This is a genomic window from Streptomyces sp. NPDC048484, from assembly GCF_040651415.1.
In the GTDB taxonomy this organism is placed as follows: domain Bacteria; phylum Actinomycetota; class Actinomycetes; order Streptomycetales; family Streptomycetaceae; genus Streptomyces.
The window spans coordinates 1-23,392 of sequence record NZ_JBEZJY010000071.1 but is presented as its reverse complement, the minus strand read 5'-3'; the positions used below and the strand labels follow the sequence as shown (position 1 = coordinate 23,392).

17 protein-coding genes, 3 pseudogenes and 1 CRISPR repeat array (1 of these 21 cut by a window edge) are annotated in these 23,392 nt (G+C 68.7%); of the genes and pseudogenes, 10 read left to right on the top strand and 10 right to left on the bottom strand.

The window, feature by feature from the left end; genetic code table 11:
- A CRISPR array of direct repeats spans positions 1–224; the repeat unit is 29 nt; unit sequence CTGCTCCCCGCGCCTGCGGGGATGGACCC; it reaches 49 nt to the left of the window's first position.
- 142 nt (positions 225–366) lie between these two features.
- Positions 367–3,021, bottom strand: a complete 2,655-nt coding sequence (locus tag AB0D14_RS41110) for a hypothetical protein (protein ID WP_362789451.1) — start codon at positions 3,019–3,021, stop codon at positions 367–369.
- 586 nt (positions 3,022–3,607) lie between these two features.
- On the opposite strand from AB0D14_RS41110, the gene AB0D14_RS41105 reads away from it, so the two are divergent.
- The 4 genes and pseudogenes from AB0D14_RS41105 (at position 3,608) to AB0D14_RS41090 (ending at position 5,958) form a co-directional block, all read left to right on the top strand.
- Positions 3,608–4,090, top strand: a complete 483-nt coding sequence (locus AB0D14_RS41105) for an RICIN domain-containing protein (protein ID WP_362789448.1) — start codon at positions 3,608–3,610, stop codon at positions 4,088–4,090.
- A gap of 227 nt (positions 4,091–4,317) precedes the next feature.
- Positions 4,318–4,593, top strand: a pseudogene (locus AB0D14_RS41100) (transposase family protein); the annotation flags it as partial.
- 175 nt (positions 4,594–4,768) lie between these two features.
- Positions 4,769–4,996, top strand: coding sequence for a hypothetical protein (locus tag AB0D14_RS41095; protein ID WP_362789445.1), 228 nt, complete (start codon positions 4,769–4,771; stop codon positions 4,994–4,996).
- 2 nt (positions 4,997–4,998) lie between these two features.
- Positions 4,999–5,958 carry an IS5 family transposase gene (locus AB0D14_RS41090; RefSeq protein WP_362789443.1) on the top strand — a complete coding sequence of 320 codons (960 nt, stop codon included), beginning with the start codon at positions 4,999–5,001 and terminating at the stop codon, positions 5,956–5,958.
- A 54-nt stretch (positions 5,959–6,012) separates the two neighbouring features.
- Here the strand turns inward: AB0D14_RS41090 and AB0D14_RS41085 are convergent, their stop codons facing one another.
- From AB0D14_RS41085 to AB0D14_RS41075, 3 genes are all read right to left on the bottom strand, one after another.
- The gene (locus tag AB0D14_RS41085) at positions 6,013–6,342 is read right to left on the bottom strand and encodes an STAS domain-containing protein (protein ID WP_362789440.1); all 330 of its coding nucleotides are present in this window, start codon (positions 6,340–6,342) and stop codon (positions 6,013–6,015) included.
- A 925-nt stretch (positions 6,343–7,267) separates the two neighbouring features.
- Positions 7,268–8,242 (bottom strand): NmrA family NAD(P)-binding protein, encoded by a 975-nt coding sequence (locus tag AB0D14_RS41080; RefSeq protein ID WP_362789438.1) that lies wholly within the window; start codon positions 8,240–8,242, stop codon positions 7,268–7,270.
- Between the two features lie 75 nt (positions 8,243–8,317).
- Positions 8,318–9,133 carry an oxidoreductase gene (locus AB0D14_RS41075; RefSeq protein WP_362789470.1) on the bottom strand — a complete coding sequence of 272 codons (816 nt, stop codon included), beginning with the start codon at positions 9,131–9,133 and terminating at the stop codon, positions 8,318–8,320.
- 92 nt (positions 9,134–9,225) lie between these two features.
- On the opposite strand from AB0D14_RS41075, the pseudogene AB0D14_RS41070 reads away from it, so the two are divergent.
- A pseudogene (locus AB0D14_RS41070) lies at positions 9,226–9,636 on the top strand (helix-turn-helix domain-containing protein); the annotation flags it as partial.
- A gap of 97 nt (positions 9,637–9,733) precedes the next feature.
- Here AB0D14_RS41070 and AB0D14_RS41065 read toward each other — a convergent pair.
- Positions 9,734–10,198, bottom strand: a complete 465-nt coding sequence (locus AB0D14_RS41065; protein ID WP_362789435.1) for a hypothetical protein — start codon at positions 10,196–10,198, stop codon at positions 9,734–9,736.
- A gap of 123 nt (positions 10,199–10,321) precedes the next feature.
- Here AB0D14_RS41065 and AB0D14_RS41060 point away from each other — a divergent pair, with 123 nt between their 5' ends.
- The 3 genes from AB0D14_RS41060 (at position 10,322) to dctA (ending at position 14,001) form a co-directional block, all read left to right on the top strand.
- Positions 10,322–11,203 (top strand): LysR substrate-binding domain-containing protein, encoded by an 882-nt coding sequence (locus AB0D14_RS41060; RefSeq protein ID WP_362789432.1) that lies wholly within the window; start codon positions 10,322–10,324, stop codon positions 11,201–11,203.
- A 212-nt stretch (positions 11,204–11,415) separates the two neighbouring features.
- Positions 11,416–12,471: a tartrate dehydrogenase gene (locus AB0D14_RS41055; RefSeq protein WP_362789429.1), complete on the top strand. Its 1,056-nt coding sequence runs from the start codon at positions 11,416–11,418 to the stop codon at positions 12,469–12,471.
- A 147-nt stretch (positions 12,472–12,618) separates the two neighbouring features.
- The gene (gene dctA / locus AB0D14_RS41050; RefSeq protein WP_362789426.1) at positions 12,619–14,001 is read left to right on the top strand and encodes a C4-dicarboxylate transporter DctA; all 1,383 of its coding nucleotides are present in this window, start codon (positions 12,619–12,621) and stop codon (positions 13,999–14,001) included.
- A 240-nt stretch (positions 14,002–14,241) separates the two neighbouring features.
- Here dctA and AB0D14_RS41045 read toward each other — a convergent pair whose 3' ends face one another.
- From AB0D14_RS41045 to AB0D14_RS41035, 3 genes are all read right to left on the bottom strand, one after another.
- Positions 14,242–15,192 (bottom strand): SDR family NAD(P)-dependent oxidoreductase, encoded by a 951-nt coding sequence (locus AB0D14_RS41045; RefSeq protein WP_362789423.1) that lies wholly within the window; start codon positions 15,190–15,192, stop codon positions 14,242–14,244.
- A 276-nt stretch (positions 15,193–15,468) separates the two neighbouring features.
- A complete protein-coding gene (locus AB0D14_RS41040; RefSeq protein ID WP_362789420.1) occupies positions 15,469–16,908 on the bottom strand; it encodes an MFS transporter in 1,440 nt (479 codons plus the stop codon).
- A gap of 238 nt (positions 16,909–17,146) precedes the next feature.
- Complete coding sequence (locus AB0D14_RS41035) at positions 17,147–17,968, bottom strand: SDR family NAD(P)-dependent oxidoreductase (protein WP_362789417.1); 822 nt, start codon at positions 17,966–17,968, stop codon at positions 17,147–17,149.
- A gap of 97 nt (positions 17,969–18,065) precedes the next feature.
- Between AB0D14_RS41035 and AB0D14_RS41030 the strand changes: the two genes are divergently transcribed.
- Entirely contained in the window at positions 18,066–18,707 is a 642-nt protein-coding gene (locus tag AB0D14_RS41030) for a TetR family transcriptional regulator (RefSeq protein WP_362789415.1), read from the top strand.
- 529 nt (positions 18,708–19,236) lie between these two features.
- Here AB0D14_RS41030 and AB0D14_RS41025 read toward each other — a convergent pair.
- Positions 19,237–19,806, bottom strand: a complete 570-nt coding sequence (locus tag AB0D14_RS41025) for a TetR/AcrR family transcriptional regulator (protein WP_362789412.1) — start codon at positions 19,804–19,806, stop codon at positions 19,237–19,239.
- A gap of 219 nt (positions 19,807–20,025) precedes the next feature.
- Complete coding sequence (locus AB0D14_RS41020; protein ID WP_362789409.1) at positions 20,026–21,525, bottom strand: MFS transporter; 1,500 nt, start codon at positions 21,523–21,525, stop codon at positions 20,026–20,028.
- A gap of 502 nt (positions 21,526–22,027) precedes the next feature.
- Between AB0D14_RS41020 and AB0D14_RS41015 the strand changes: the two are divergent.
- Positions 22,028–22,907, top strand: a pseudogene (locus tag AB0D14_RS41015) (alpha/beta hydrolase).
- The last annotated feature ends 485 nt before the right edge of the window (positions 22,908–23,392 follow it).

The following is a 23,392-nucleotide window of genomic DNA, read 5'->3' as shown; positions in this document are numbered from 1 at the left end:
GTCCCCGTCACACTGCTCCCCGCGCCTGCGGGGATGGACCCCACAGACAGCGGAGGACGCCCGGCGCTTAGCGCTGCTCCCCGCGCCTGCGGGGATGGACCCTCTTCCAGCGGCGGACGCCCCAGCCTCGTGAACTGCTCCCCGCGCCTGCGGGGATGGACCCGAGACCACCCGCAGGTCCCGCTCGGTGATCTTCTGCTCCCCGCGCCTGCGGGGATGGACTCAGCGATCAACCTCCCCGGGGGCGTCTGCCTACCCCGTGCATGAGGTGTCGGCCTCCCGTTGGGGCGACTCTATACAGCCAACTGAACCGCTCCGGGGCTGATGGAGGCTCCACCGATCCTGGAGCGGTTCCCATCAGGGCGCTCAGCCGCAGGGCGGCCGGTACTCCAGTCCGGGAAAGTATCGGGACCATTGGGTTCGGGTGATCGTAGGGTGAGCCTGGGCGCAGGCATGGGAGACAGCGGTCCGCGTGTCGGTGTCCCAGATCTGTGCCGTGTGGTCGGCGCCCGCGGTGATGATCCTCCCGCCGTTCGGGGTGAACGCCACGGACTGGACGGCGCCGAGGTGCCCGGTGAGGACGGCTAGGGATGCGGGACGGTCGGCGCGGGCCAGGTTCCATACGCGGACCGAGCGGTCGTAGCTGCTGGTGGCGAGGGTCCTGCCGTCCGGGCTGAACGCGGTCCCGCTGACGACGTCCTGGTGGCCGCGCAGAACGTCGGAGGGGGAGGGGTCGCGGAGGTCGGTGATGTTCCACAGCCGCACCGTCCGATCGTCGCTGCCGGAGGCCAGGGTATGGCCGTTCGGGCTGAACGCGAGGGCGTCCACGAAGTCCTTGTGGCCGGTGAGGACAGCGAGTTGGGCGGGGCGCCGCGGATCGGTGACGTTCCACAGCCGTACGGTCCGGTCGTCGCTGCCGGAGGCCAGGGTGCGGCCGTCGGGGCTGAACGCCACGGGTTTGACGTTGAGGGTGTGCCCGGTCAGTTCGGAAAGCCGGGCGGCATCGGTGACGTCCCACAGTCGGACCGTGTGGTCGTAGCTGCCGCTGGCCAGAGTCTTACCGTCGGGGCTGAAGGCCACGGAGAAGACGGTGTCGGTGTGGCCGGTGAGGGGCGGGCCGTGCGGGGACGGGTCGTGGAGGTCGGCGATGTTCCACAGGCGGATCGTGTGATCGCGACCGCCGCTGGCCAGCGTATGGCCGTCCGGGCTGAAGGCGACCATGGCGATGGTGTCGGCATGGCCGGTGAATGTGGCCAGTGCAACGGGGCGCCACGGGTCGGTGATGTTCCACAGGCGGATGGTGCGGTCGAAGCTGCTGGTGGCGAGCGTGCGGCCGTCCGGGCTGACCGCTGCCGAGCTGACAACCTGGGTGTGGCCGCTGAGGGTGGTGGCCATGGTGCTGAGCAGGGCGTCCCGGGTGGAGTCCTCGGGCGCGAGCCGGTATGCGGCGAGGCTGAGCTGTGCGGCGAGTGAGGGCCTGAGCAGGCGGAGTCCTACCGCCTCCCCGGCGGCTTTCTGGGCAAGAGCCGTATTGCGCTGCTGGGCGACCTTGCCTTCGACGTGTACGGCGTACACGGTCGCTCCGCTCGCGGAGATGAACAGGACGGCCAGGAGCGCGATGAGTTGGCGAAGCCGGCGCACTCGACGGCGTCCACGCGTTGCTTCGGCGGCCTCGGCGGTGACGCTCGCGTCGAGGAACGCTCGTTCCCGCGGGGTCAGTCCAGTCAGGTCGCGGGCCAGGTCCAGCTGCGTGCCCCGGTATAGGGCGCCGGGGTCCCGATCCAGCGACTCCCACACGTCGGTCGCCTCGGTGAGGCGGCGGTGGATGCGCAGTGCCTCGCGGTCCCGCACGATCCAGCCGTGCAGCCTGGGCCAGGCCGTGATCAGGGCCTCGTGAGCTAGGTCGACGGTACCTTCGGAAAGGGTGAGCAACCGGGCTCGTACCAAGCTCTCCAGGACTGTGTTGTTGTCCTGCGGATCGTCGGCGAGGTCGAGTTCGGCTCGGTCGGCGGGGCGGCGGGTGTCAGGAGCGCCGTCACCGGGGCTGATCAGACGTAGCAGGACACGTCGGGCCAGGACGGCCTGGGCATCGGTGAGCCGGGTGTATACATCCTCGGCGGTACGGGAGATGGAACCGTGCAGCCCGCCTGCTTCCTCGTAACTGGCCTCGGTCAGGGTACGACCCCTGCGGTGGCGCCAGGTCTCCAGCAGCGCGTGCGACATCAGTGGCAGGGCACCGGGTTCCCCGTCGACCTCGGTGAGGATCCGAGCGGTCAGAGAACGTTCCACGATCAGTCCGGCGGCCGCAGCCGGCTTCACTATCGCCGCCCGCAACTCCTCGGAACTCATCGGGCCGGTCAGCAAGGTGGCGTCCTGCAACGCGGCGGTGAGCTCGGCGTGCTCGGCGCAGCGGCTGAGGAAGTCTGCCCGCACCGCGACGATCACCCGCAGTCCGCTGCCGGGTTTCCGCGCCGTCAGGAGCTCTTCGATGAAGGCGGTCCGCTCGGCCGGGTCGGTACAGAGCGTGTACAGCTCCTCGAACTGGTCGACGATCAGCCAGGTGTCGCCGCCCTTGTGCGGCGAGGCGGCGAGGCGCTCGCCGTGAGTCCTCATCGGGTGCCCACCGGGTGCGAGGATCCGTATTTCCGCCGGGCTCAGGCTGGACCGGTCCGCGTTCCGCAGCCGGGGGATCAGCCCGGCACGCAGCAGCGACGACTTGCCGCTCCCGGAGGGCCCGAAGACGGCCGTGAACCGGTGCGCCGTGGTGAGGTCGAATAACCGGTCCACAAGGTGATCACGGCCGAAGAACAGCGCTGCATCACTTAGCTCGAAGCGCGCCAGGCCCCGGTACGGCGGATCGGCGTCGTCCTGCACCGGCCGCTGCGCCGCCTCCTTCCCGGCCACCTCGTGCCAGCGCCGCTCCCACTCCGTCACGTCGCCACCACAGATCTGTGCGTAGGCGATCGTGAGCGGCAGTGACGGCAACCGCCGCCCGGCAGCTGCCTGAGACAGAGCCGTCACCGAATACGCGGCCTGCCTCGCCATCGCCCGGTAGGTCGGCCCTCCGGCGTCCTTGCGCAACTTGCGTAACTCAGAGGCGAACCGTTGCACTGGTCCGTCATCCGGATCCACCGGTGCCTCACTACGCCCCATGTGCTCATCCCCGTTCCTCGATCGGCCCCGATTATGCGACGTTCACGTTAAGCAGGCGAAATGACGCCCACAAGCGGACCCATCACTTCTCGCAACCCGGCAAGGATTGTTCACAGGGGCCAGAGGGGCTGCTGAACAACTCTGCGGACGTTCAACTCGATGCTGCAGGGCCACGGGTGGGGTTACCGGCGGACAGGGGCCATTTGGGCGGCCTTTGGGGACGGAGAGCCCGCCGGGCGGAACGCTTTCGAATCACTTGCATCCCTGGCAGGCCCGGGCAGCTTCACCACCCTGTGCTCGGGGAGATGCGTTCAGTAGTCCGGCGCGGTGCTTGAGGGGGGAGGGCTGAACTGTGTGGTCGCGTGAACCGGGGGACACGGCCGTGCGGGGATGCCTGGAGTCCGCGTGTAGTACATGGCATTGCCCCGGACAGCCTGCTCGAAGGAGCTCATACATGTCAGCCGTTCGACTTTTCACCGCTGTGTTCGCCACGCTCGCGCTGGCCACCGGGATCGGGGCGAGTACCGCTACGGCCGCGCCCGGGGCGTCCGCCGCGGCGGACCCGATCAACACTTTCCAGAACAGAGCAACGAACGAGTGCCTCGACGACAGCTTCGGAAGCGGGTTGCGTACCCACTCGTGCAACTACGGTCCGGCCCAGCAGTGGTACGTCCACGCCTGGGGTGACGGCACCCGCCGTCTGCAGAACGTCGCGACCGGCAGGTGCCTGTCGTATGTCGGCGCGGGCGTGTCCTTCGCCGTCGGGCCCCAAACCTGCAACGACTCGCAGGAGCAGAGCTGGTACGTCGACCGCTACGGGGACGGTCTGGCGTTCAGGAACCAGGCCTTGACCAAAGACTTTTGCCTGGACGACAGCTTCGAGTACGGCCTCCGCGCCGTAGGTTGCAACGCGCTCGGGTGGCAGAAGTGGTTCTGACGCACCTCGGTCGCAAACACTCCGAGCGGCAACCCGCGCAGCACGACGCCCGGCGAACATCCTTCGCCCCCGGTCATCCGCACATTGGGGACGACCGTAGCCCGCAGTGACCACCGCGTCCACAGCTGCCTGCCGGGGCACCCGGTTCCGGCAGACAGCTGGGTCTGTAGAGCGAGCGGCCCTGTCTCGCTTTCGGTGGTGACGGAGCGTTGTGATGGGTCGTTGACATTCGTGTGAAGGATGTCAACGATCTCGTGCAGACGGTCTTTTCGGGCCTGTCCCCGCTGGTCATCGAGCATGTAGTCGACGAAGGTGAGCGGATCGTGGTGCGGGCACGGACTCCGCGGGACACTGCGGTCTGCCCGGTGTGCGGGACCCCGTCGGAACGCGTGCACGGCTATCACTGGCGGACAGCCGCGGACGTGCCGGTCGATGATCGACGGGTGGTGGTCCGGGTGCGAGTGCGGCATCTGGTGTGCCCCACCCGCGGCTGCCGCCACACCTTGGCGGCTCTGACCAGCTGCTTCAGACTCAGCCCGGCAGGGCGGCCCTCTTGCAGGGCCTTGCGTACCGCTTCGCCGTGGACATGAGCGGGCAGTCCCGCCCGCCGTTTCATGACTACTGGCCCCGCAGCAGCTCGGCCAGGGCCTCATCGAGGTCCACCTAGGGCTACCGCCGGTGACCTACGGCAAGGACGGCTTCCAGCTGTCCGAGGAGCCCGAGATCTGGATCGTCTACGAGCGCGCGATCTTCAGGGCCGAGTTGCACCGCATCACCAACTTCATCGCCGGGATCGTCGCCCTGCACGCCAAGCGCACCCCTGAAGACGAGTGGGCCCGCCTGGTCCTCGAACAGCTCGGCGGCGTCAAAGCCACCCTCGAAGTCCTCACCCGCATGGAACGCTGACCATGACCTGCGCGAACAACGAGCAGCCGGCCGTGCGTGAGCGGCACTACCCCAGCGACACGACGGACGCCGAATGGGCCGTCCTGGAACCCCTGCTGCCGCCGATGGTCTGCACCCTGCCCACGGGCGGGCGCAGGGAGAAACATCCGCGCCGCAACGTCGTCGACACGATCAGGTACGTCAACGACAACGGGATCAAGTGGAGGTCCGTTCCCGTTGACTTCGGCATTCCCTGGCGGACTGTATATGGGTTCTTCCAGCGCTGGCGGGCCAGCGGGGCCCTGGCCCGTATCCATGCTGAGCTGCACGAGATGGTCCGTGTCCACGACGGTCTCAATCCCCGCACCGTGGCGGTGATCCTGGACTCGCAGTCCGTCAAAGGAGCCGAGACAGTGGGCCAGGACAGCAGAGGGTTCGATGGCGGGAAGCTGATCAATGGGAGGAAGCGCCACCTGATCGTGGACATGCGGGGCATGCCGCTGTCCGTCATGGTCGGCGTGGCCTCCCCGCACGATAGCGTCCCCGCCCGCGACCTGCTCTTTCGTCTTCGCCTTGCCCATCCCGAGGTCACGGTTGTCTGGGCCGACTCCGCCTACGGGGGCACCCTCATCGCCTGGGCGGACTCCTTTCTCGGCTTCACCCTCAAGACGGTGCCCCGCCGAAAGGACCAGGACGGATTCGCCGTCCTCGCGAAGAGGTGGCGCGTTGAGCGGGCGATCTCATGGATCATGAGAGCCAGGAGAGACGTCCGCGACTACGAACGGCTCATCTCCCACAGCGAGGCCCGCATCATCTGGACTTTCGGCACCCTCATGGTCCGCCGCCTCACCCGGCCTCCCCGCCCGCCCCGCAGTTCGCCACATCCCGTCGAGCCGGTGAAAACGGCCGGCAGCCCCAAGCCCATCCGCATCCGGATGCACCAGCCACAGACGATTCGCCTGGCCCCCGCCGCCTTGCGCTGACCCGGGACTGACCGTCACTCGCCGGCGGCAGCGTCCCGCGACCGGTGCACGCTGTCAGGGGCTGGCGGGCGTGTCTGCGGGAAGCGCGTCCGCCACCGTCGGATACAGCTGCAGTACCGCGTCGGCGCCGGTCAGTTCCAGCAGCCGCATCACCAGGTCGGGAACATTGGCCAGTCGCAGGTCGGTAGTGCGGCGCAATATTAGGATCAGGTTGAGGAAGGTGGAGTCGGCGAACGTCACCGCGGCCATGTCCAGGACCAGGACGGGAAAGGCGGCCGCAGTCCGCGTCAGCCGGGTGCGATGTCCGGCAATCGAGTCCAGATCAAGATCACCGCGGACCGTCACCACCCAGGCGCCGCTGTGGGCGTACTGCTCGCCCAGCACAGCGAAAGACCCGGCTGGCGGTAAGGCTGAGCGGCGGACGTAAGAGGAGTCCGGGGTCTCGGGATCCACCTGTCCAGTATGGCGCGACCGCCCAGATGCAGGCAAAGGCGCCACGCGAATTGCTCCCTGTGAGGCCGCAGTTGCTGCGTGTGTCGAAGTTCCGCCCGGCGAAACCGCACGCCCGCCCGGATTCGACATTGCCTCGGGTCGGGCGCTGAACGTTGCGTGCCGGCGCGGGCAGCGACACCACCGCTCACGGCTAACCGGAGCCCGCACCTCGCGCCACGTTGCGGGCCCCGGCCTCGTCCGTGCGCGACCCTTGAGCCGGGGAGAGTCCCCGCACGGCCCGAGGCCGCACGGACGATCCAGCGCGAGGGCGTCACAACAGAGGGGCCTGCGACTTCCTCGCGCATGGCGGCCGTCGTCCATCGCCGACAATGGACGACCACCGTCCCCCACTCTTCCAGGCATATTCCTGGGGCAGCCGCACTGCGACTGCGTACTTTCACTGCGTCTTTGCGCTGCCCGCACCGGACGTGTCCGCGAACATCTCGCGCTTGCGGACGGTTGACGGCCCCGGGACTCAACGCCATGACCTCCCCGGGCCGTCACCCGCCGACCGGTACAACCGGGGAGAGCTGCGGCCGGCCTGCCGCCCGGGTATGGAAGGGCCCCAGCCCAGACCGCCGACATGCCGTACGTGACGTGTCACGTACTCAACGCGCCCAGGCCGCCCCAGGACACGGCCTCGCCAGTCCATCACCGAGCTACCCGGCAGCAACACTCGGTTCTTCCCGAACCATGTCATCACCCGACCCGAACAGCTCCACCGGCCTCTCTACGTGCACACACGGCCCGCCCAGGACCAGTTCGGCGTGAAAGACTCCGACGCGGTGTTCTCGTCTGCTCCGGACCGCGCAGCGGCTCAGGCAACTGCCACCTTCCGGATGCGCGGGTGGTTTTCCAACGCCCAGCGCACGGTCTTCGGCGGGCGTCCGAGCAGGGTTTCCAGTTGGTTGGTGGTGCCGCGGTACCCCCCGCCGCCCATGAGCCGGGTCAGGGTCTTCAGGTGCTCCGCGGTGTGCGGGAACGAGGCCAGGGCGGTGTCCACGTAGGTCTCGTTCCAGGTTTCGATCTCGACGGGGACGTAGGTGACCGGGCGGCCCAGTACGGCCGCGTAGTCCTCGGCGAACTCGTGCATGTCCTTCAGTTCCGGGCCGTTGAGGTCGTAGGACTTCGAGATGTGCGGTGCCGGGTCGGTCAGGATCTTCACGCACAGTTCCGCCACGTCGTAACCCGCGATGGGCGCGAGCCGGTGGTTGCCGAAGGGCAGGCGCAGTTCACCTCTGCTCAGTGACTCCAGTGCCAGCCAGGTCATCAGGGGGTTCTCGACGAACATGGCTGCGCGGACGTTGACGGTCGGGAGGCCGGACCAGTCCAGCACCTGCTCGGCGATCCAGTGGGCGCGCTGCTGCGGTGACCAGTCGGCGATGAGTCCGCCGAGCCACGCGCGCCGTTCTTCCTCCGGCGCGGTCATCTTGTCGAAGGTCATGAACGACTGCTCGTACTCGGAGATGTTGACGAACACCTCGATGTCGCCCTGGGCCCGCGCCGCCGCGGCCATCAGGCTGACTGCGTCGGTGTAGTACGGCGACAGGCTCATGCTGAAGTAGATGCGCCGTACGCCCTTCAGCGCGGCGGTCACGTCCGCGATGGTGAGCAGGTCACCGACGAAGACGTCGGCCCCGGCTTGGCGGAGCGAGTGCGCGCGTTCGTCGTCCTGCCGGACGAACGCGCGCACCGGGTACCCTTGTTCGAGCAGCATGTCGACGATCGTCCGGCTCACACCACCGATCTCGCCGGCGGCACCGGTGATCAGGATGGGATTGCGCTCTGGCATCAAGGTGTCCTCTGTCCGGTGGAGGTGGGGCGCTGTCCGGAAGGCCCAGGGGGCCGTCTCCGCGTGAAACGCGCGTCAGCCGGCCAGGTGGTTCATCTTGCGGATCTGCTTGTCGAAGACCCCGGCGGGGGCGAGGCGGCGCAGTACGCGTGCGCGTCCGGCCAGGGGGCCGGCGGTGTAGCGCGGCTTCGGCTTGGGGGCGGTCGCTGCCGTGACGATCGCCCGGGCGACGACGGCGGGGGCGTCGCCGCCTCTGACGGCCTCCGCCATGACGCGGGCGACGGTCTGCCGCTGTTTCGCGTATGCGTGCAGGGGGGTGTCGGGCTTCGCGCTGTTGGCCTCGAATCCGGTTCTGGTATAGGCGGGTTCGACGATGAGCGCTCGGATGCCGTGGTCACGGATCTCGTGGTCCAGGGACTCGGTGTAGCCCTCGATGGCGTGCTTGGAGGCGGCGTAGGCGGCCATGTAGGGCTGAGGCAGGAACCCGAGCACGGACGAGATGTTGATGATGCGCCCGCGTCGCTGAGCGCGCATGTGCGGCAGGACCTCGTTCACCATGCGCATGACCCCGAAGACGTTGGTGTCGAAGACGGACCGGGCCTGCTCGACGGAGGTCTCCTCCGCCGCACCCGTCGAGCCGACGCCGGCGTTGTTGACCAGGACGTCGATCCGCCCGAACCGCTCGCTCACCTCCTGGACCGCGGCGGTGGCCGAGGCGTCGCCGACCACGTCGAGGTCGAGGAACGTCACACCACCGAGCGGGGTGACGCGGGAGGTGTCACGGCCCGTTCCGACGACGTCGAAACCCGCCGCGACCAGCGCGAGCGCGGTCTCCTTGCCGATGCCGGACGACGCACCCGTCACGAGTGCCACTGGCCGATCTGTCGTCATCATGGACTCCCGCGCTCACTCGAAACCGATCGTTTTCCGCTACAGTAAACCGATCGGTTTCCGCATGCAAGTTCAAGCAGGGGAGTCACGGCATGGGCAGGATCGGCGCACAGGAGAGGCGGGAGAGTGTCATCCGCGCGGCGGTCGCAGAGTTCGCGCGCACGGGCTACCACGGCACGTCCACAGCGGCGATCGCCCAGCGAGTCGGAGTCGCGCAGCCGTATCTCTTCCGGCTCTTCCCGGACAAGAGGGCGATCTTCGTCGCCGCGCTGGTGAGGAGCATGGACGACACCCGCCTGGTATTCGAGAGGGCAGCCGACGGAACGGAGGGCGGCGAGCGGGCTCTGCGGGCCATGACGAACGCCTACGCGCAACTGATCTCGACGCGCCCCGAAACGCTCCTGATGCAGATGCAGGGCTACGCCGTCGTGGCGGCCGCCGAGGCGCAGGGCGACGACCTGATCGGCGAGGTCGTCCGGGCCGGCTGGATGAGGATCTGGGATCACTGAGCCATGATGGTGTGCGCGCCTGTCGTCCCCGGCACGGCGACACACAACGGGGGCCACTCCGAGTCATGGCCCCGTCCTGGGCGACCCGACGCTATGCCGGGACGGCGGTCTTGTCGCGCGTCGTCTTCGCCGGGATGCGGTGCAGTCCCTTGCGGTCGTACCACCCCAGTACGCCGAAGCCGAACAGTGCGGCCGCCGCGAGTCCGGCCGCCATCATGACCCAGCCCCGCGTCAGACCCGCGTCGCACCGAGCGCCGTAATAGAGGATCGAGCGGGTCCCGCCGGTGATCTGCCGCAGCGGCTCGAACTCCCGCGAGGAAGCGGTGGAAGCCGGGCCCATGTCGTCGTGCCTGTAGCCGAGGGCGTGGTCGACCTGGCCGCTGAGGACGTTGGCGGAGAACATGCCGACGACCACGAGGATGAGCGCGTGGGAGAACACCGTGAGGCCCAGGCCGCTGTGTGAGTCGAGGGGGTACCCGTCCGGTGGGGCGCGGCCGGCCGGCAGGCCGACGACCTCGCGCCGCGACTGCATACGGCTGACGGTCGCCTCAGTCACCCGTGGCGGCCGTGCGGCGCATTCGGTGCTTCGATGGTGGCCTCATGACGGCCTGGAGCTCGTGGCCCGCTGCCTGGCGATGCGGAACGTGTTCGGGGCGGCCGCCGGGCAGTAGGAGTGTGTATGGACATCAGGCATTTGGAGTACTTCCTGGCGATCGTCGATCACGGGGGGTTCAACCGCGCCGCTTCGGCCCTGTACGTTTCCCAGCCCTCGCTGTCGCAGGCCGTCCGGGCGCTGGAGCGGGACCTGGGAACGGACCTCTTCCACCGGATCGGGCGCCGGGCCACTCTGACGGAAGCCGGGAAGGCGCTGATCGACCCGGCCCGTGAGGCCGTACGGAGTCTGCAGACGGCTCGGTCGAGTGTCGAGGCCGTGCACGAGCTGCGCGAGGGGCGCCTGGATGTGGCGTGTATGCCGTCGCAGGCGGTGGAGCCCCTCACCACGCTGGTCTGCGCGTTCAGCCGGCGCCATCCGGGTGTGACCGTCGCCATCAGGGCTGCCTTCACCTCCCGGGAGGTGATCGACATGGTGCGGACAGGAGCAGTCGAACTGGGGCTGCTGGCATCCGCCGGGCCGGTCTCCGACAAAGAGGTCGCCTCGTGTGAGCTGGGCAGGCAGCGGTTCGTCCTGATGGTCCCGCCGGACAGCCCGCTGGCCGGGCGCGCGGCGGTGGGCTGTGAGGAGCTGGCCGGTCAGCGGCTGATCGTGGGGCAGCGGGGGACCGGCATGCGCGCCTACGTCGATGCGCTGCGCGAACAGGGCATCGACTTCACCGTAGCCGTCGAGACCGAGCACCGGGTGGCGCTGCTGCCGTTGGTGCTGGGCGGCGTCGGTGCGGCCGTCGTCACCGAGTCGTGGCGGGACATCGCCCGGCAGGCAGGCGTGCACGTCATGGACATCGAACCGGAAACCACGCTGGACATCGCGCTGGTGAACCGGCGCGGCACCGTGTCCCCGGCGGCCGCGGCGTTCGTCAGGATCGCCGCGCGCACGAACACTTGATACTGCACGAACCTCTGATGTCGAAGTGGTCGAACGGGGAGGTGCCGGGGGCCGCCTCCAGGTCGGACAGGCCCGGACGAACGCCTGATACCGGACGGACGTCTGATACCGAACGAACACCTGACACCGGGACCGCTGATAGGCGCTTCCTATAAGGCAGATACCGATTGCGTCTTGGACGCCCCACCAGACTCGTTGCTGCAATCGACGGCATGACGAACCACCGCATTGCCCTGCTCCCCGGCGACGGCATCGGCGCCGAGGTGCTGCCGCCCGCGCGACAGGTGCTCGACGCTCTCGGCCGCCGGCACGGCTTCAGCCTGACCTACACCTCCTACGACTGGTCGTGCGAGCGCTACCTGCGCGAGGGCGCGATGATGCCCGCCGACGGACTCGACCGGCTCCGCGACAAGGACGCCATCCTGCTGGGCGCGGTGGGCTACCCCGGGGTTCCCGACCACGTCTCGCTGTGGGGGCTGCTGATCCCGATCCGGCGCACCTTCCGCCAGTACGTCAACCTCCGGCCCATCCGCGTCTTCGAAGGCGTCGACAGCCCGGTGCGCGGCGCCCGGCCCGGGGAGGTGGACTTCGTCGTGGTCCGCGAGAACGTCGAAGGTGAGTACAGCGAGGTCGGCGGCCGGATGAACACCGGCTTCCCCGACGAACTCGCCGTACAGGAAGCCGTGTTCACGCGCGTGGGCGTCACCCGCGTCCTGGACTACGCCTTCGAACTGGCCGCGCAGCGCGGCGGCCGGGTCACCTCGGCGACGAAGTCGAACGGCATCGTGCACACCATGCCCTTCTGGGACCAGCTCGTCACCGAGCGGGCCGCACACTTCCCGCAGGTCGCCTGGAACCAGGAGCACATCGACGCGCTCGCCGCGAAGTTCGTCCTCGAACCGCAGAGCTTCGACGTCGTCGTCGCCTCCAACCTCTTCGGCGACATCCTCAGCGACCTGGCCGCGGCCGTCGCCGGCTCCATCGGCATCGCACCGGCCGCCAACCTCAACCCCGAGCGGGAGTACCCGTCGATGTTCGAGCCGGTGCACGGCTCCGCTCCCGACATCGCCGGCCAGGGCATCGCCAACCCGCTGGGCGCGATCTGGTCGGCGGCCATGATGCTCGACCACCTGGGCCACCCCGAGGCGGCCAAGGACATCACCGACGCGATCGCCACGCTCCTGGCCAAGACCGACGTCCGCACCCGTGACCTGGGAGGCAGTGCCACGACGTCGGAGTTCACCGACAAGCTGCTCGAACTGCTGTAGCCGACACGTGAGTTGACATCTGGGGTGGCAAGGACGTGCCGCCCCTCCTCTTTCCTTTTCCTCCCGAGCCGCGCCCCCACCGGCCCTCCCTCACGCGTGGACCGTTCGCGTCCCGGTTGCGCCCGTTCCTCAACGAGGAGAAACGCCATGGCAGCACCCGAGTCCTCCAGCCCGCCACAGCCCGCAGCCGCCAAGAAGCCCTGGTACAGGCAGCTGTACTTCTGGGTCCTGACCGCCATCGTGACCGGCATCCTGACCGGGTGGCTCTGGCCCTCCACCGGCACCGCGCTGGAACCGGTGGGCACCACCTTCGTCTCGGCCATCAAGATGCTCATCACCCCGATCGTCTTCCTGACCATCGTGGGCGGCATCGGCAGTGTCGACAGCCTCGGCCGCGTGGGTCGTGTCGGGCTGAAATCGCTGCTCTACTTCCAGGCCGGCACGCTGGCTGCCCTGCTCGTCGGACTGATCGCCGTCAACGTCTTCCAGCCGGGCGCCGGCGTCCACGCCCACCCCGGCGACCTGCAACTGCACGGCGACGCAAGCGAATACGTCAAGAGCGGCGAGGACCAGTCCTGGTGGCACTTCCTGACCGACCTGGTGCCCACCAGCGCCGTGGGAGCGTTCGCCGAAGGCAACATCCTCCAGGTCATCTTCTTCTCCGTGCTCTTCGGCGTCGCGCTGAAGGCCGTAGGACCGACAGGCGAACCCCTCGTCGACGGCATTCACCGCCTCACCGCCGTCGTCTTCAAGATCCTGAGCTACGTCATGCTGGCCGCCCCCGTGGGTGCCTTCGGTGCGATGGCCTTCACCATCGGCAAGTACGGCGTCTCCACCCTCACCAGCCTCGGCCAGCTCATCGGCCTCTTCTACGGCACATCCGCCTTCTTCGTCCTCGTCATACTCGGCGCGGTCACCGCCGCGCTCAGGATCAACATCTTCCGTCTGCTGCGCTACCTGCGCGAGGAGTTCGTCCTGGTCCTGGGCACATCCTCGTCCGAAAGCGCCCTTCCCCGCCTCATGACGAAGCTCGAAGGACTCGGCGTCCGGCGGGACATCGTCGGACTGACCGTCCCGACCGGCTACTCCTTCAACCTCGACGGCAGCTCCATCTACCTGTCCCTGGCCACCGTCTACATCGCCCAGGCCACCGACACCCCCCTGAGTATCGGCCAGCAGCTCGGCCTGCTCGCCGTCATGATCCTCACCTCCAAGGGATCCGGCGGCATCACCGGCGCCGGCTTCATCGCACTCGCCGCCACGCTCACCACCGCCGGCACCGTCCCCGCGGCGGGCATCATGCTCATTTTCGGCATCGACAAGTTCATGTCCGAATGCCGCGCCCTCACCAACCTCGCCGGCAACAGTGTGGCCACCCTCGTTGTAGCCCGCTGGGAGAACGCCCTCGACGTGACGTACGTCAACAAGGTCCTGCACACCGGAAAACCCCAGCCCCGAGAAGAACAAGGACAGGTACAGGCTCTCGAACAGGACCCCGCCGTCCCGGCCCAACTGCCGACCAAAGCCTGACCGGGCCGGTCTCCGCCACAGCACGTCCCGGGGTGATCGTCGCGCCCACCCCGGGATCCGCATACGCCAGATGCGTGTGCCTCCTCGGTGCCCGGCCACACTGTGCCCGGGCACCGAGTCGCGCGGGCCTGACGTCAGCGGGTCACGTATGGTCTGGTTGTCCTTGCTGCCGACACGATGGCCGGCGGGAAGTCCGTTCGGGCCGATCGCGGACGACACGGTCCGGGCGCCTCAGCGACCTCAGTGGCGGCGCACCGCGTCGAGGCTGATCTCCCAGAGCCGCGTCGCGGCCTCGGGATCGAGGGCGTAGGAGGCCACGCCGCTGACGCTTCCGGCCTGGTACGGCTGTGTGTCCCGCGCTGTCCCGGCCTCGTTGCAGTCCTCGAAATACCGGCCGCCCACCCCCTCGACGAGTGGGGAGGCAGCGAGCAGTACGGAGGTGGCCGCACCCTGCTGGGGAGTCTTCATGGGCTTCGTGCGATCAGCCGTCCTGCGTTCCAGCACCTCGGGGTCCATGTGGCGGGAGAGGTTGGTGAGGATGCCGCCGGGGTGCAGCGCGTTGACGGTGATCCCGTCGTCGCCCCAGCGCTCGTTCGCCTCGACGGCGAAGAGGACGTTGGCGGTCTTCGACTGCGCGTACGCGGTCCAGGGGTCGTAGGGGCGCTCGCGGTAGTGGATGTCCTCGAAGACGACCGGCGAGTTCAGGTGGGCGGAGGAGCTGACCACCACCACCCGGGCACCGGACGCGGCGGCCAGGGCCGGGTGCAGCCTGGTGGCGAGCGCGAAGTGGCCCAGGTGGTTGGTGGCGAACTGCAGCTCCCAGCCTTCCGGGGTGCGGGTCTCGGGAGCGGCCATCACGCCCGCGTTGTTGACGAGGATGTGCAGCGGGCCGTCCCAGGCGGTCGTGAACGCGGCGACGGATGCCTGGTCCGTGAGGTCGAGCTTCGCCACGTGGACCTGTTTGTTGCCGGTGTCGGTGGTGATGTCCTCGGCGGTGCGTTCGCCGGCGGCGAGGTCGCGGACGGCGAGGGTGACCTCGGCCCCGGTGACCGCGAGCGCGCGGGCCGTCTCGACGCCGATCCCGGAGGCGCCGCCGGTCACGAGGGCGCGGCGCCCGGTGAGGTCGACGCCCTCGATGACCTCGAAGGCGCCGGAGCGGGCGGTGAAGGGCGTGGTGATGCGGGTGGTCATGGGAGTACTCGCCTTTCGTCAAGGACGCCAGGGATCTGCGGATGTGCGGGGCGGATTGCGTGCATGCCGAGTGGCGCGATCTGAAGTCGTGCACCTGCCGCGGTGGCCCCACGGGTGAGTCGGCGGCCCACGGCGTGAAGGGTGCGGGCTCTCGCGGGCCTGATCGTCGGTCCTGTGGCTCGCGGCCTGGGCGTTGCCGTTATGGGCTCGACGCGGATCCGTACGACGTTCATGGCGCGGGATGGACGGCGCCGGTTCTCTGCTCGGCCCGCGGTCTCATGCGCCGGTCCTCGCTGTGACACGAGCAGTGCCAGTGGTGTCGTGTGCCCTCACCCGCGGCACGAAGGCCGCGGCGACTGCCGCCACCAGGGATCCGACCGCGCCGGCCAGGAAGGCGATCGTATAGGCGTGGTCCGTGGGCAGTGGTCGGGCCGTGGTGATGCTGCCGGCCAGGATGCCTGCCACGACCTGCGTACCGAGCGAGGAGCCCACCGACCGTACGGGCGCGTTGAGACCGGTGGCTTCGCCGGTCCTGGCCGCCGGAACGGCTTCGACGATGAGATTGGGGATGGCGGCGAACGACAGGCCGATGCCGACGAACAGGACCGTGGTCCAGCCCAGTACCGCGGTCTGCGAGCCGTGCTGTAAGGCGAGCATGACCAGCCCTGCGGCGGAGGACAGGCCGCCGAACGCGAGGGGCAGCTTCGCGTGGAAGCGCTCGGCGAGGGCTCCCGAAAGGGGCCCGGTCACCAGCATGATCAAGCAGCCCGGCAGTATCAGCAGCCCCGCCCGGGTCGCGTCGACTCCGAAGCCGTACCCGGAGGAGGCCGGGGTCTGGGCCAGTTGCGGAATGAGGACGAGGGCGCCGAACATGCCGAAGCCGACCAGCAGCGTGGCGAGGTTGGTCATCAGCACCGGCGGCCGGACGAACAGGGGGATGTCCACCAGGGGTGCGGCCCTGCGCCGCTCGACCAGCGCGAAAACCGCCAGGACCACCACGCCGGCGGCGATCAGCCCGAGCGTGCGGCCGCTTGTCCAGCCCCAGGCCCGGCCCTGGCTGACGGCGATGAGCGGAGCAGTGACGACCACGGCCAGCAGTGCCGCGCCCGCCAGGTCCACCTTTTCCGGTACGCGCACCGGGGACTCGGGCAGCAGCAGCAGTTGAGCCGAGACCGCGGCGATCACAGCCATCGCGGCCCCGGCCCAGAAGATCCAGCGGTAGGACGCGTGATCCACGAGCAGGCCGCCCATGAGCAGGCCGATCCCGCCGCCGACGCCGAGGACGGCGGAGAGCAGCCCTATGGCCCCGGGCCGTCGTGCGGCGGGGAACTCGTCACGCACGATGCCGAACGACAGCGGCAGGACGCCGCCTCCCGCCCCTTGCAGCACACGGCCCGCGATCACCAGGCCCAGACTCGTTCCGAGCGCCGCGAGTACCGCACCTGCGGCGAAGAGCACCAGGGAGATCACCACGAGGCGGCGCTTGCCGTACATGTCGCCGAGGCGTCCAAGGACCGGGGTGAGGACAGCCGCGGACACCAGGTATCCGGTCAGTGTCCACGTCGTGTCCTGCGCGTCGGCGTGCAGGACTGAGGCCATGTCGCCGATCGCGGGCACCACCGCGGTCTGCATCAGCGAGAACGACAGGGCCGCGAGGGAGAGGATAGCCAGGCTCCGGCCGACCGCGGGCCGGACGGAGCTTGCTGCGGACGTCATGTTCGACTCCTTGGACGCCGTGACGGGGCCCGCTCCGGGCGCCCACCAGCGCGACGGGATCAGCGGACCTGAGGTCCGTGCGTGACCTGGTACGGAAAGGAGCCGGCGCAGCCGCCGTGCCCTACAAAGGGGGTGTGGCCGGCCAGGTTGTCGCTCGGCGACCGTGGTGCGGTCGGGGCGGGTTGAGCGATCCGGGCGCGGGAGATGCTCACGGGCCCGGGCCGTCGTCGGGATGTGTTCAGCCCTGGCCGGCCTCGGCCTCGGCGGACAGCCAGGCCCACTCCTCCCAGCCCTTGATCCGCTCGGCGTAGACCTGCGGGACGACCTGGAGGGCGAGGGTGCCGAAGAAGACGCGCGGCGGGGGATTGTCGGCGTCGACGACCTTCAGCAGCGCGGGGCCGACGCCAGCCGGGTCGGGATTCGGCATGGTGGCGAAGCCGGCGTTGACCGCCTCCCGTACGCCGTCATAGGCCGCCACCGGCTCCGACCATGCGGAGGACGTGCCGAACTCGGTGCCGAAGGGGCCGGGCTCGACGACGGTGACCTTGATGCCGAAGCCGGCGACCTCCTGGGCCAGGGAGTCGGACAGCCCCTCGACGGCCGCCTTGGCGGCGGTGTAACCACCCGTGGTGGGGAAGGCGGCGAGGCCGAGCAGGCTGGACACGTTGATGATGTGGCCGCTGCCCTGGGCTCGCAGGTAGGGCAGCACGGCCTGGGTCACCCACAGGGTGCCGAACACGTTCGTGTCGAACTGGGCGCGGACGTTGTCCTCGGTGAGCTCCTCGACCATGCCGAACAGGCCGTAGCCGGCGTTGTTGACGACGACGTCCAGGCGCCCGAAGTGCTCGTGGGCCTGCTGCACGGCGGCGGTCACGGCGGTCTTGGCCGTCACGTCCAGGGGCAGCGGCAGGATCGCGTCGCCGTGGGCGGCGACCAGGTCGGCCAGGGAGTCGGTGTTGCGGGCGGTCGCCGCGACCTTGTCGCCGCGCGACAGCGCCGCCTCGGCGAACCGGCGGCCGAAGCCGCGGGAGGAACCCGTGATGAACCAGACCTTGCTCATGGAAGTACTCCTCAAAAGTGGAATGAAGTCAACGTTAGAAACAGTAACCCATGATGGAACGCAGTACCACTTAGGGTCTTTGTATTACACTCGTGGCATGGCCGAGACATCCAGGACTTCATCCGCCCGCGGCACCGCGCCGCCCCAGCGGTCCTCGCTGCGCGAGCGGACCCGAGCCGCGATGCGCGCCGAGGTCAGCGAGGTCGCGTTCCGGCTCTTCGCCGAGCAGGGCTTCGACAAGACGACCGTCGAGCAGATCGCCGCCGAAGCGGGCCTGTCACGCACCACCTTCTTCCGGTACTTCGGCACCAAGGAGGAGGTCGTCCTCGGCAAGATGGGCGAGGTCGGCGTCGAGGTCGCCGCCGCGCTCGCCGCCCGCCCCGAGGGGGAGCGGCCCTGGGATTCCCTGCGCCGCACCTTCGACGTGGTCGCCCGGACCGATCCCGAAGACCCCGAGCAGTCCCTGCACCTGATGCGGCTGCTCAACGACGCCTGCGCCCTGATGACCCATCAGTGGGAGAAGACGCAGGGCTGGCAGAGCGTGCTGGTCCCGGAGATCTCCCGTCGACTCGGCGACGGATCGGAACCCGCCGATGACCTCCGTGCCCGCGCACTCGTGGCGTCGGCGATCGCCTGCCTGAACGCCGCCACCGACGCCTGGACGGACGGCGACGGGACGACCTCGCTGTCCGAACTCGTGGATCGGGCGATGGGCGCCCTGAGTGAACTGAGCGAATAACTGGGAGCCGTCGACAGTCCCTGCCGCCGATGCCCGTCACACTGCTCGCACTGGTCGTAGCAGCACTATGGGAACGGATCGACCGGCGATTCCACCGTCACACCGAAGCGGTGGTTGAGCTCACCTGCGTACCTCTGTTCCAGGAACGCGAAGTATCCGTCCCTAGTGTTGATCTTCGTGCGCACCGTGGATGGCGCCCTCTTGCCCGGCCCGGCGAAGTAACGGTCAAGATCTCGCGGCTCCAGCCGCCACGGCACGAGATCCAGGTACTCGCAGTCTCGATGACGGGTCTCACGAGCTTGTCGACCGTCTGCTGAAATCGTCCACCTGCACGCGGATTACGAGTAGTTACTCGCATATTCTCCGAGTGACTGCCGAAAACTCACACCTTCGAAGGGTGCGTCGAACACAGGTCACGGACGTGCTGACATGCGACTGACGACATGCCGGAGAGCAGCTGCGAACCTGCGCGCACTCCAGGTACTCGCCGAGCATGTCGGTCACCGAGACTGCCGGTGAACGCGATGTGTCAGCGCATGTTCGCTGCGTCGAGCAGGGTGGTCACCGTGGGGGTGATGAGCCCTGTCGGCGTGTCGGCCTTGATTCCCGCGCGGGCGCTGGCGCCGTCGAAGACCAGGATCAGCTGACGGGCCAGCAGATACGGGTCGCTCGCCCCGCCCTTCTCGGCCTCGGCACGGAAGAAGGCTGTCAGGTTCTCCTTGACCCGGTGGGCCACCCGGCTCGCAGGGTGGCTCTGGTCTTTGAGCTCGATCTGCACAACCAGGAACCGGCAGCCCTGGAAGTCGGGCGCAGCCGCCTGCGACGTCAGCTGGTCGAAGACGTGCAGGATTCGCTCGCGGGGCGAACGGCCGTCGTCCGCCGTGGGCAGGAGGGTGGCCACGTAGGTGGAGGTGCGTTCCTCCAGGCTCGCCGCCAGTAGTTCGTCCTTGCTCTCGAAGAGCTGGTACATGGAGCGCTTCGACACCCCCGCCGCCTTGCACAGCGCGTCGACGCCGATGTTGACACCGTCTCGGTAGGTGAGTGTGGCCGCTGCCTCCAGCAGCCGCTCTCGGGAGCCTGGCTTGGTCTCGGTGGTCATATTGTGAGGTTAACTCGATTCCCACCAATTAAAAACCGATCGGTTTACGGCGCTTGCTGAGTGTGACCCCCGGCACGCCGGGGGTGCCGAATGCGGCAGGGGGAAGCCCTGGCCACCTGCGATGGCCTATGCCGTGAGAACACCAGTCATCGCAGGTGGCAGGGTATTTCTCGCTGTCCACTCGTGGTGAGTGGCAGCGTGCTCTCGGTGGGCTCAGGCTCAGTGGGCGATCACGGGCTCGCCTTCCGACGGTGCCAGAGGTGCGTTCGGTATCAGGAACGCTGCCAGCACCGCACCGACCACGAAGAACCCGGCACCCCACGTCAGGGTGGCTGTGTAGCCCTCGACGCCGGCCTGCGCCACGGTCAGGGCGTCCGGCTTGCGCGAGGACAGGTAGTCGGTCGCAGCCGACGAGGCGACCGTGGTCAGCAGCGCCGTGCTGATCGAGCCGCCCACCTGCTGGCCGGTGTTGATCAGCGCCGAGGCGACGCCCGAATCCTCGTGATGTATGCCTGCGGTCGCACCCTGGAACGCGGTGGTCATCACCCCGCCCAGGCCGAGACCCAGCAGGATCATGCCGGGCATGATGTGGGCGACGTAGCCGCTGTCCAGGTCGAGCCGGGTCAGTAGGGCCATACCGGATGCGGCGACCAGGAAGCTGGCGCTGACCACGACCTTCGGACCGACCCTGGGCAGCAGCAGCGCAGGCACCGTGGTCGACGCGGCGACGATGCCCGCGACCATCGGCAGGAACGTCAGACCGGTCTTGATCGGCGAGTAGCCGATGCTGGCCTCCAGGTAGTAGGTCAGGAACAGGAAGATCGAGAACATCCCCATGCCGATGACGAACACCGCCAGGAACGAACCACCGCGGGTCCGGTCCAGCACGATTCGCAGCGGCAGCAGCGGATGCGCGACCCTGGACTCCAGCCATACGAACACCGCGAGCAGCACCACGCCGACGACCATGGAGCCGAGGGTCACCGGGTCGGTCCAGCTGGTGGATTCGACGTGCGCGAACCCGTAGACAATGGCGAACAGGGCGGCGCTCACCACGATGGTGCCCGGGATATCGAGTTTGGGCCGCTCGGTGACCGCCGGCTTGGCCAGCAGCAGCACCGCACCGACCAGTGCGACGGCCGCGAAGACGACGTTCACGTACATCACCCAGCGCCACGACGCCCATTCGGTGAGCATGCCACCGAGCAGCAGCCCGATCGCGCCACCCGCACCGGCCAACGCACTGAAGATGCCGAACGCCTTCGCCCTCTCGGACGGGTGGGTGAAGGTCACGCTGAGCAGCGAGAGTGCCGCCGGTGCGAGCAGTGCGGCGAAGAGGCCCTGGGCCACCCGCGCCGTGACGAGGATTTCGAAGCTGCCTGCCGCGCCGCCGAGAACGGATGCTCCCGCGAAACCGATCAGGCCGGTCACGAAGGTGGTACGTCGGCCGAACAGGTCACCGAGTCGGCCGCCGAGCAGCAGCAGGCTGCCGAACGCCAGGGCGTAACCCGTGATGACCCACTGCCGGCTGCCGTCGCTGAAGCCGAGGTCATGCTGCGCCGCGGGCAGCGCGATGTTCACCACGGTCGCATCGAGCGTGACCATGAGCTGTGCCACGCCCAGCACGACAAGCACCCACCAGCGCACGGCATGTGAGCCGCGACGGCCCGAGTCTGTTTTCCCGGGGGCGGGCGCCCCGCGGTCGAAGGTGGTACTCACTTTTCCCCTTAGTCGCTGGGCGTGGGCCGACCATCGGTCGGAAACCGATCTGTTTTCACTAGGAAAACAGATCGGTTTCCACAGTGCAAGTCAACGACTTGCTTCCGTCCCTGGAGTGGCTCGTCGAGGTCGAAGCCCGCGCAGGCCGGCGCCGCTGCCCCGACACTTTGCGCCGTACCGTCAAGACCGCGGGACGCCCAGGTGTACTTGGTCGGTGAGTCGGTGGTCCACGGCGACACCGCCGGCCGCGACATCGCCGACGGGCCGGTATTCGCCACCGGGCGCTGAATCCTGTGAGCGCGGTGCCGCCGGCCCGTCAAGCGCCGAGCTGAACGCGTCCAGGGGGGCGCGCCGGGCTTGCGCCTGGAAACGATCGGTTTACCACGGCGGCAACCGATCAGTTTTCTCGTTGCGTGGAGTCCGTCATGGTCCTCGCCTGCGACCTGGCCGGCCTCTACGCCCAGCTGGCCGAGTAAGCCCCTGTACACAGAGAGACGGCGACATGCCCACCCAGGACTCACGTCCCACGATTCACATTCCGGGGGCAACCAGTCACACCCTCGCCCCCCGTGCAGGCCGCGGCCGCGAGGGAACGCTGCGCTACCTCAAGGCAGGCACCGGAGCCCCCCCTGGTCCTGCTGCACACCGTGCGCACCCAGGCCGAGCACTTCCGCCTCCTCGTCCCGCTGATCGCGGACCACTACACCGTCCACGCCCTCGACCTGCCGGGCATGGGCTACTCCGAGATCGTGCCCGGCGCGTCCTACGACGAGCCGGCCATGCGCGCGGGCGTCGAGCGGCTCCTCACCGAACTCGACCTCCACGACGTGACGTTGGTCGGTGAGTCGATGGGGGCGGTGCTCGCCCTGACCACCGCGGCCGATCTGCCGGAGCGGGTACGGCGCGTCGTCGCGGTCAACGCGTACGACTTCCGCGGCGGGATCGCCCGCTCCAGCCTCCTCGCCCGCATCGTGGTCAGCGGCGTCCTGATGCCCGGAGTGGGCCCGGTGATCGCCGGTGTGGAGCCCAAGCCCGCCCTCCGCACGATCCTGCAAGGCGGACTCGGCGACAAGTGCGCGCTGCGGGCGGACTACCTGGACGAACTCCTCCAGGTGGGCAGGCGCCCCGGCTACCCGACCGTCTCCCGAGCCGTGTACCAGGCCCTGCCCAGCCTCATCGCGGCCCGCTCGCGCTACCCCGAGGTCAAGGCGCCCATCCACTTCGTCTACGGCGAGAACGACTGGTCCCGTCCCGCCGACCGGGAAGCCAACAAGCAACTGCTGTCGGCCGCCGACTTCACGCAGGTCCCGAAGGCCGGCCACTTCATCGCTCTGGAACGGCCCGACGTACTGGCCGGCCTGTTGAACGCGGCGGCGGCCTGACCGCCCCGAGAGCGCCGTGGCCACCCCCGTTCGGGCGGAGTGCGTCACAGGGACCAGGTTGCGCACGACAGTGTCGTGGCGCGCAAAGGAGCAGCACATGGCGGAGATGCAGATCGAGTTCGATGTTCCGGCGGAGATGCGTGACGGCATCGTGCTGCGCGCGGACGGGCGGAGCGGATGCGGGTCTCGCCGCCGTGCGACTCACGGGCGGAGACCTCCCGCTGGAGGCAGGCGACGGGGAACTCGGTGTGCGGCCAGGTCTCCTTCAAGGCGCGTTCGGCCAGGCGTTCGGCGGCGTCCAGCAGGGCCGGGGCCTTCATCGCCCGGGCCAGAAAGGCCAGATCGGCGGCGGTCTGACGGCCGGTCCTGGGCCCCGCCCCGGCGGCAGTCTTTTGGGATATAGGTGGCGCAGTTTGATGCGTGCGTCGTGGGTGGTGAACTGCCAGTTCACCTGACGTTGGTCGGTGTTGGTGGCGTTCTGCCAG

Bases quoted from the DNA above. Each gene is read 5' to 3' on its own strand.
- AB0D14_RS41035 (WP_362789417.1), bottom strand. From the start codon at position 17,968: ATGAGCAAGGTCTGGTTCATCACGGGTTCCTCCCGCGGCTTCGGCCGC.
- AB0D14_RS41075 (WP_362789470.1), bottom strand. From the start codon at position 9,133: ATGACGACAGATCGGCCAGTGGCACTCGTGACGGGTGCGTCGTCCGGC.
- AB0D14_RS41025 (WP_362789412.1), bottom strand. From the start codon at position 19,806: ATGACCACCGAGACCAAGCCAGGCTCCCGAGAGCGGCTGCTGGAGGCA.
- AB0D14_RS41045 (WP_362789423.1), bottom strand. From the start codon at position 15,192: ATGACCACCCGCATCACCACGCCCTTCACCGCCCGCTCCGGCGCCTTC.
- AB0D14_RS41040 (WP_362789420.1), bottom strand. From the start codon at position 16,908: ATGACGTCCGCAGCAAGCTCCGTCCGGCCCGCGGTCGGCCGGAGCCTG.
- AB0D14_RS41055 (WP_362789429.1), top strand. From the start codon at position 11,416: ATGACGAACCACCGCATTGCCCTGCTCCCCGGCGACGGCATCGGCGCC.
- AB0D14_RS41105 (WP_362789448.1), top strand. From the start codon at position 3,608: ATGTCAGCCGTTCGACTTTTCACCGCTGTGTTCGCCACGCTCGCGCTG.
- AB0D14_RS41090 (WP_362789443.1), top strand. From the start codon at position 4,999: ATGACCTGCGCGAACAACGAGCAGCCGGCCGTGCGTGAGCGGCACTAC.
- AB0D14_RS41030 (WP_362789415.1), top strand. From the start codon at position 18,066: ATGGCCGAGACATCCAGGACTTCATCCGCCCGCGGCACCGCGCCGCCC.
- AB0D14_RS41060 (WP_362789432.1), top strand. From the start codon at position 10,322: ATGGACATCAGGCATTTGGAGTACTTCCTGGCGATCGTCGATCACGGG.
- AB0D14_RS41080 (WP_362789438.1), bottom strand. From the start codon at position 8,242: ATGCCAGAGCGCAATCCCATCCTGATCACCGGTGCCGCCGGCGAGATC.
- dctA (WP_362789426.1), top strand. From the start codon at position 12,619: ATGGCAGCACCCGAGTCCTCCAGCCCGCCACAGCCCGCAGCCGCCAAG.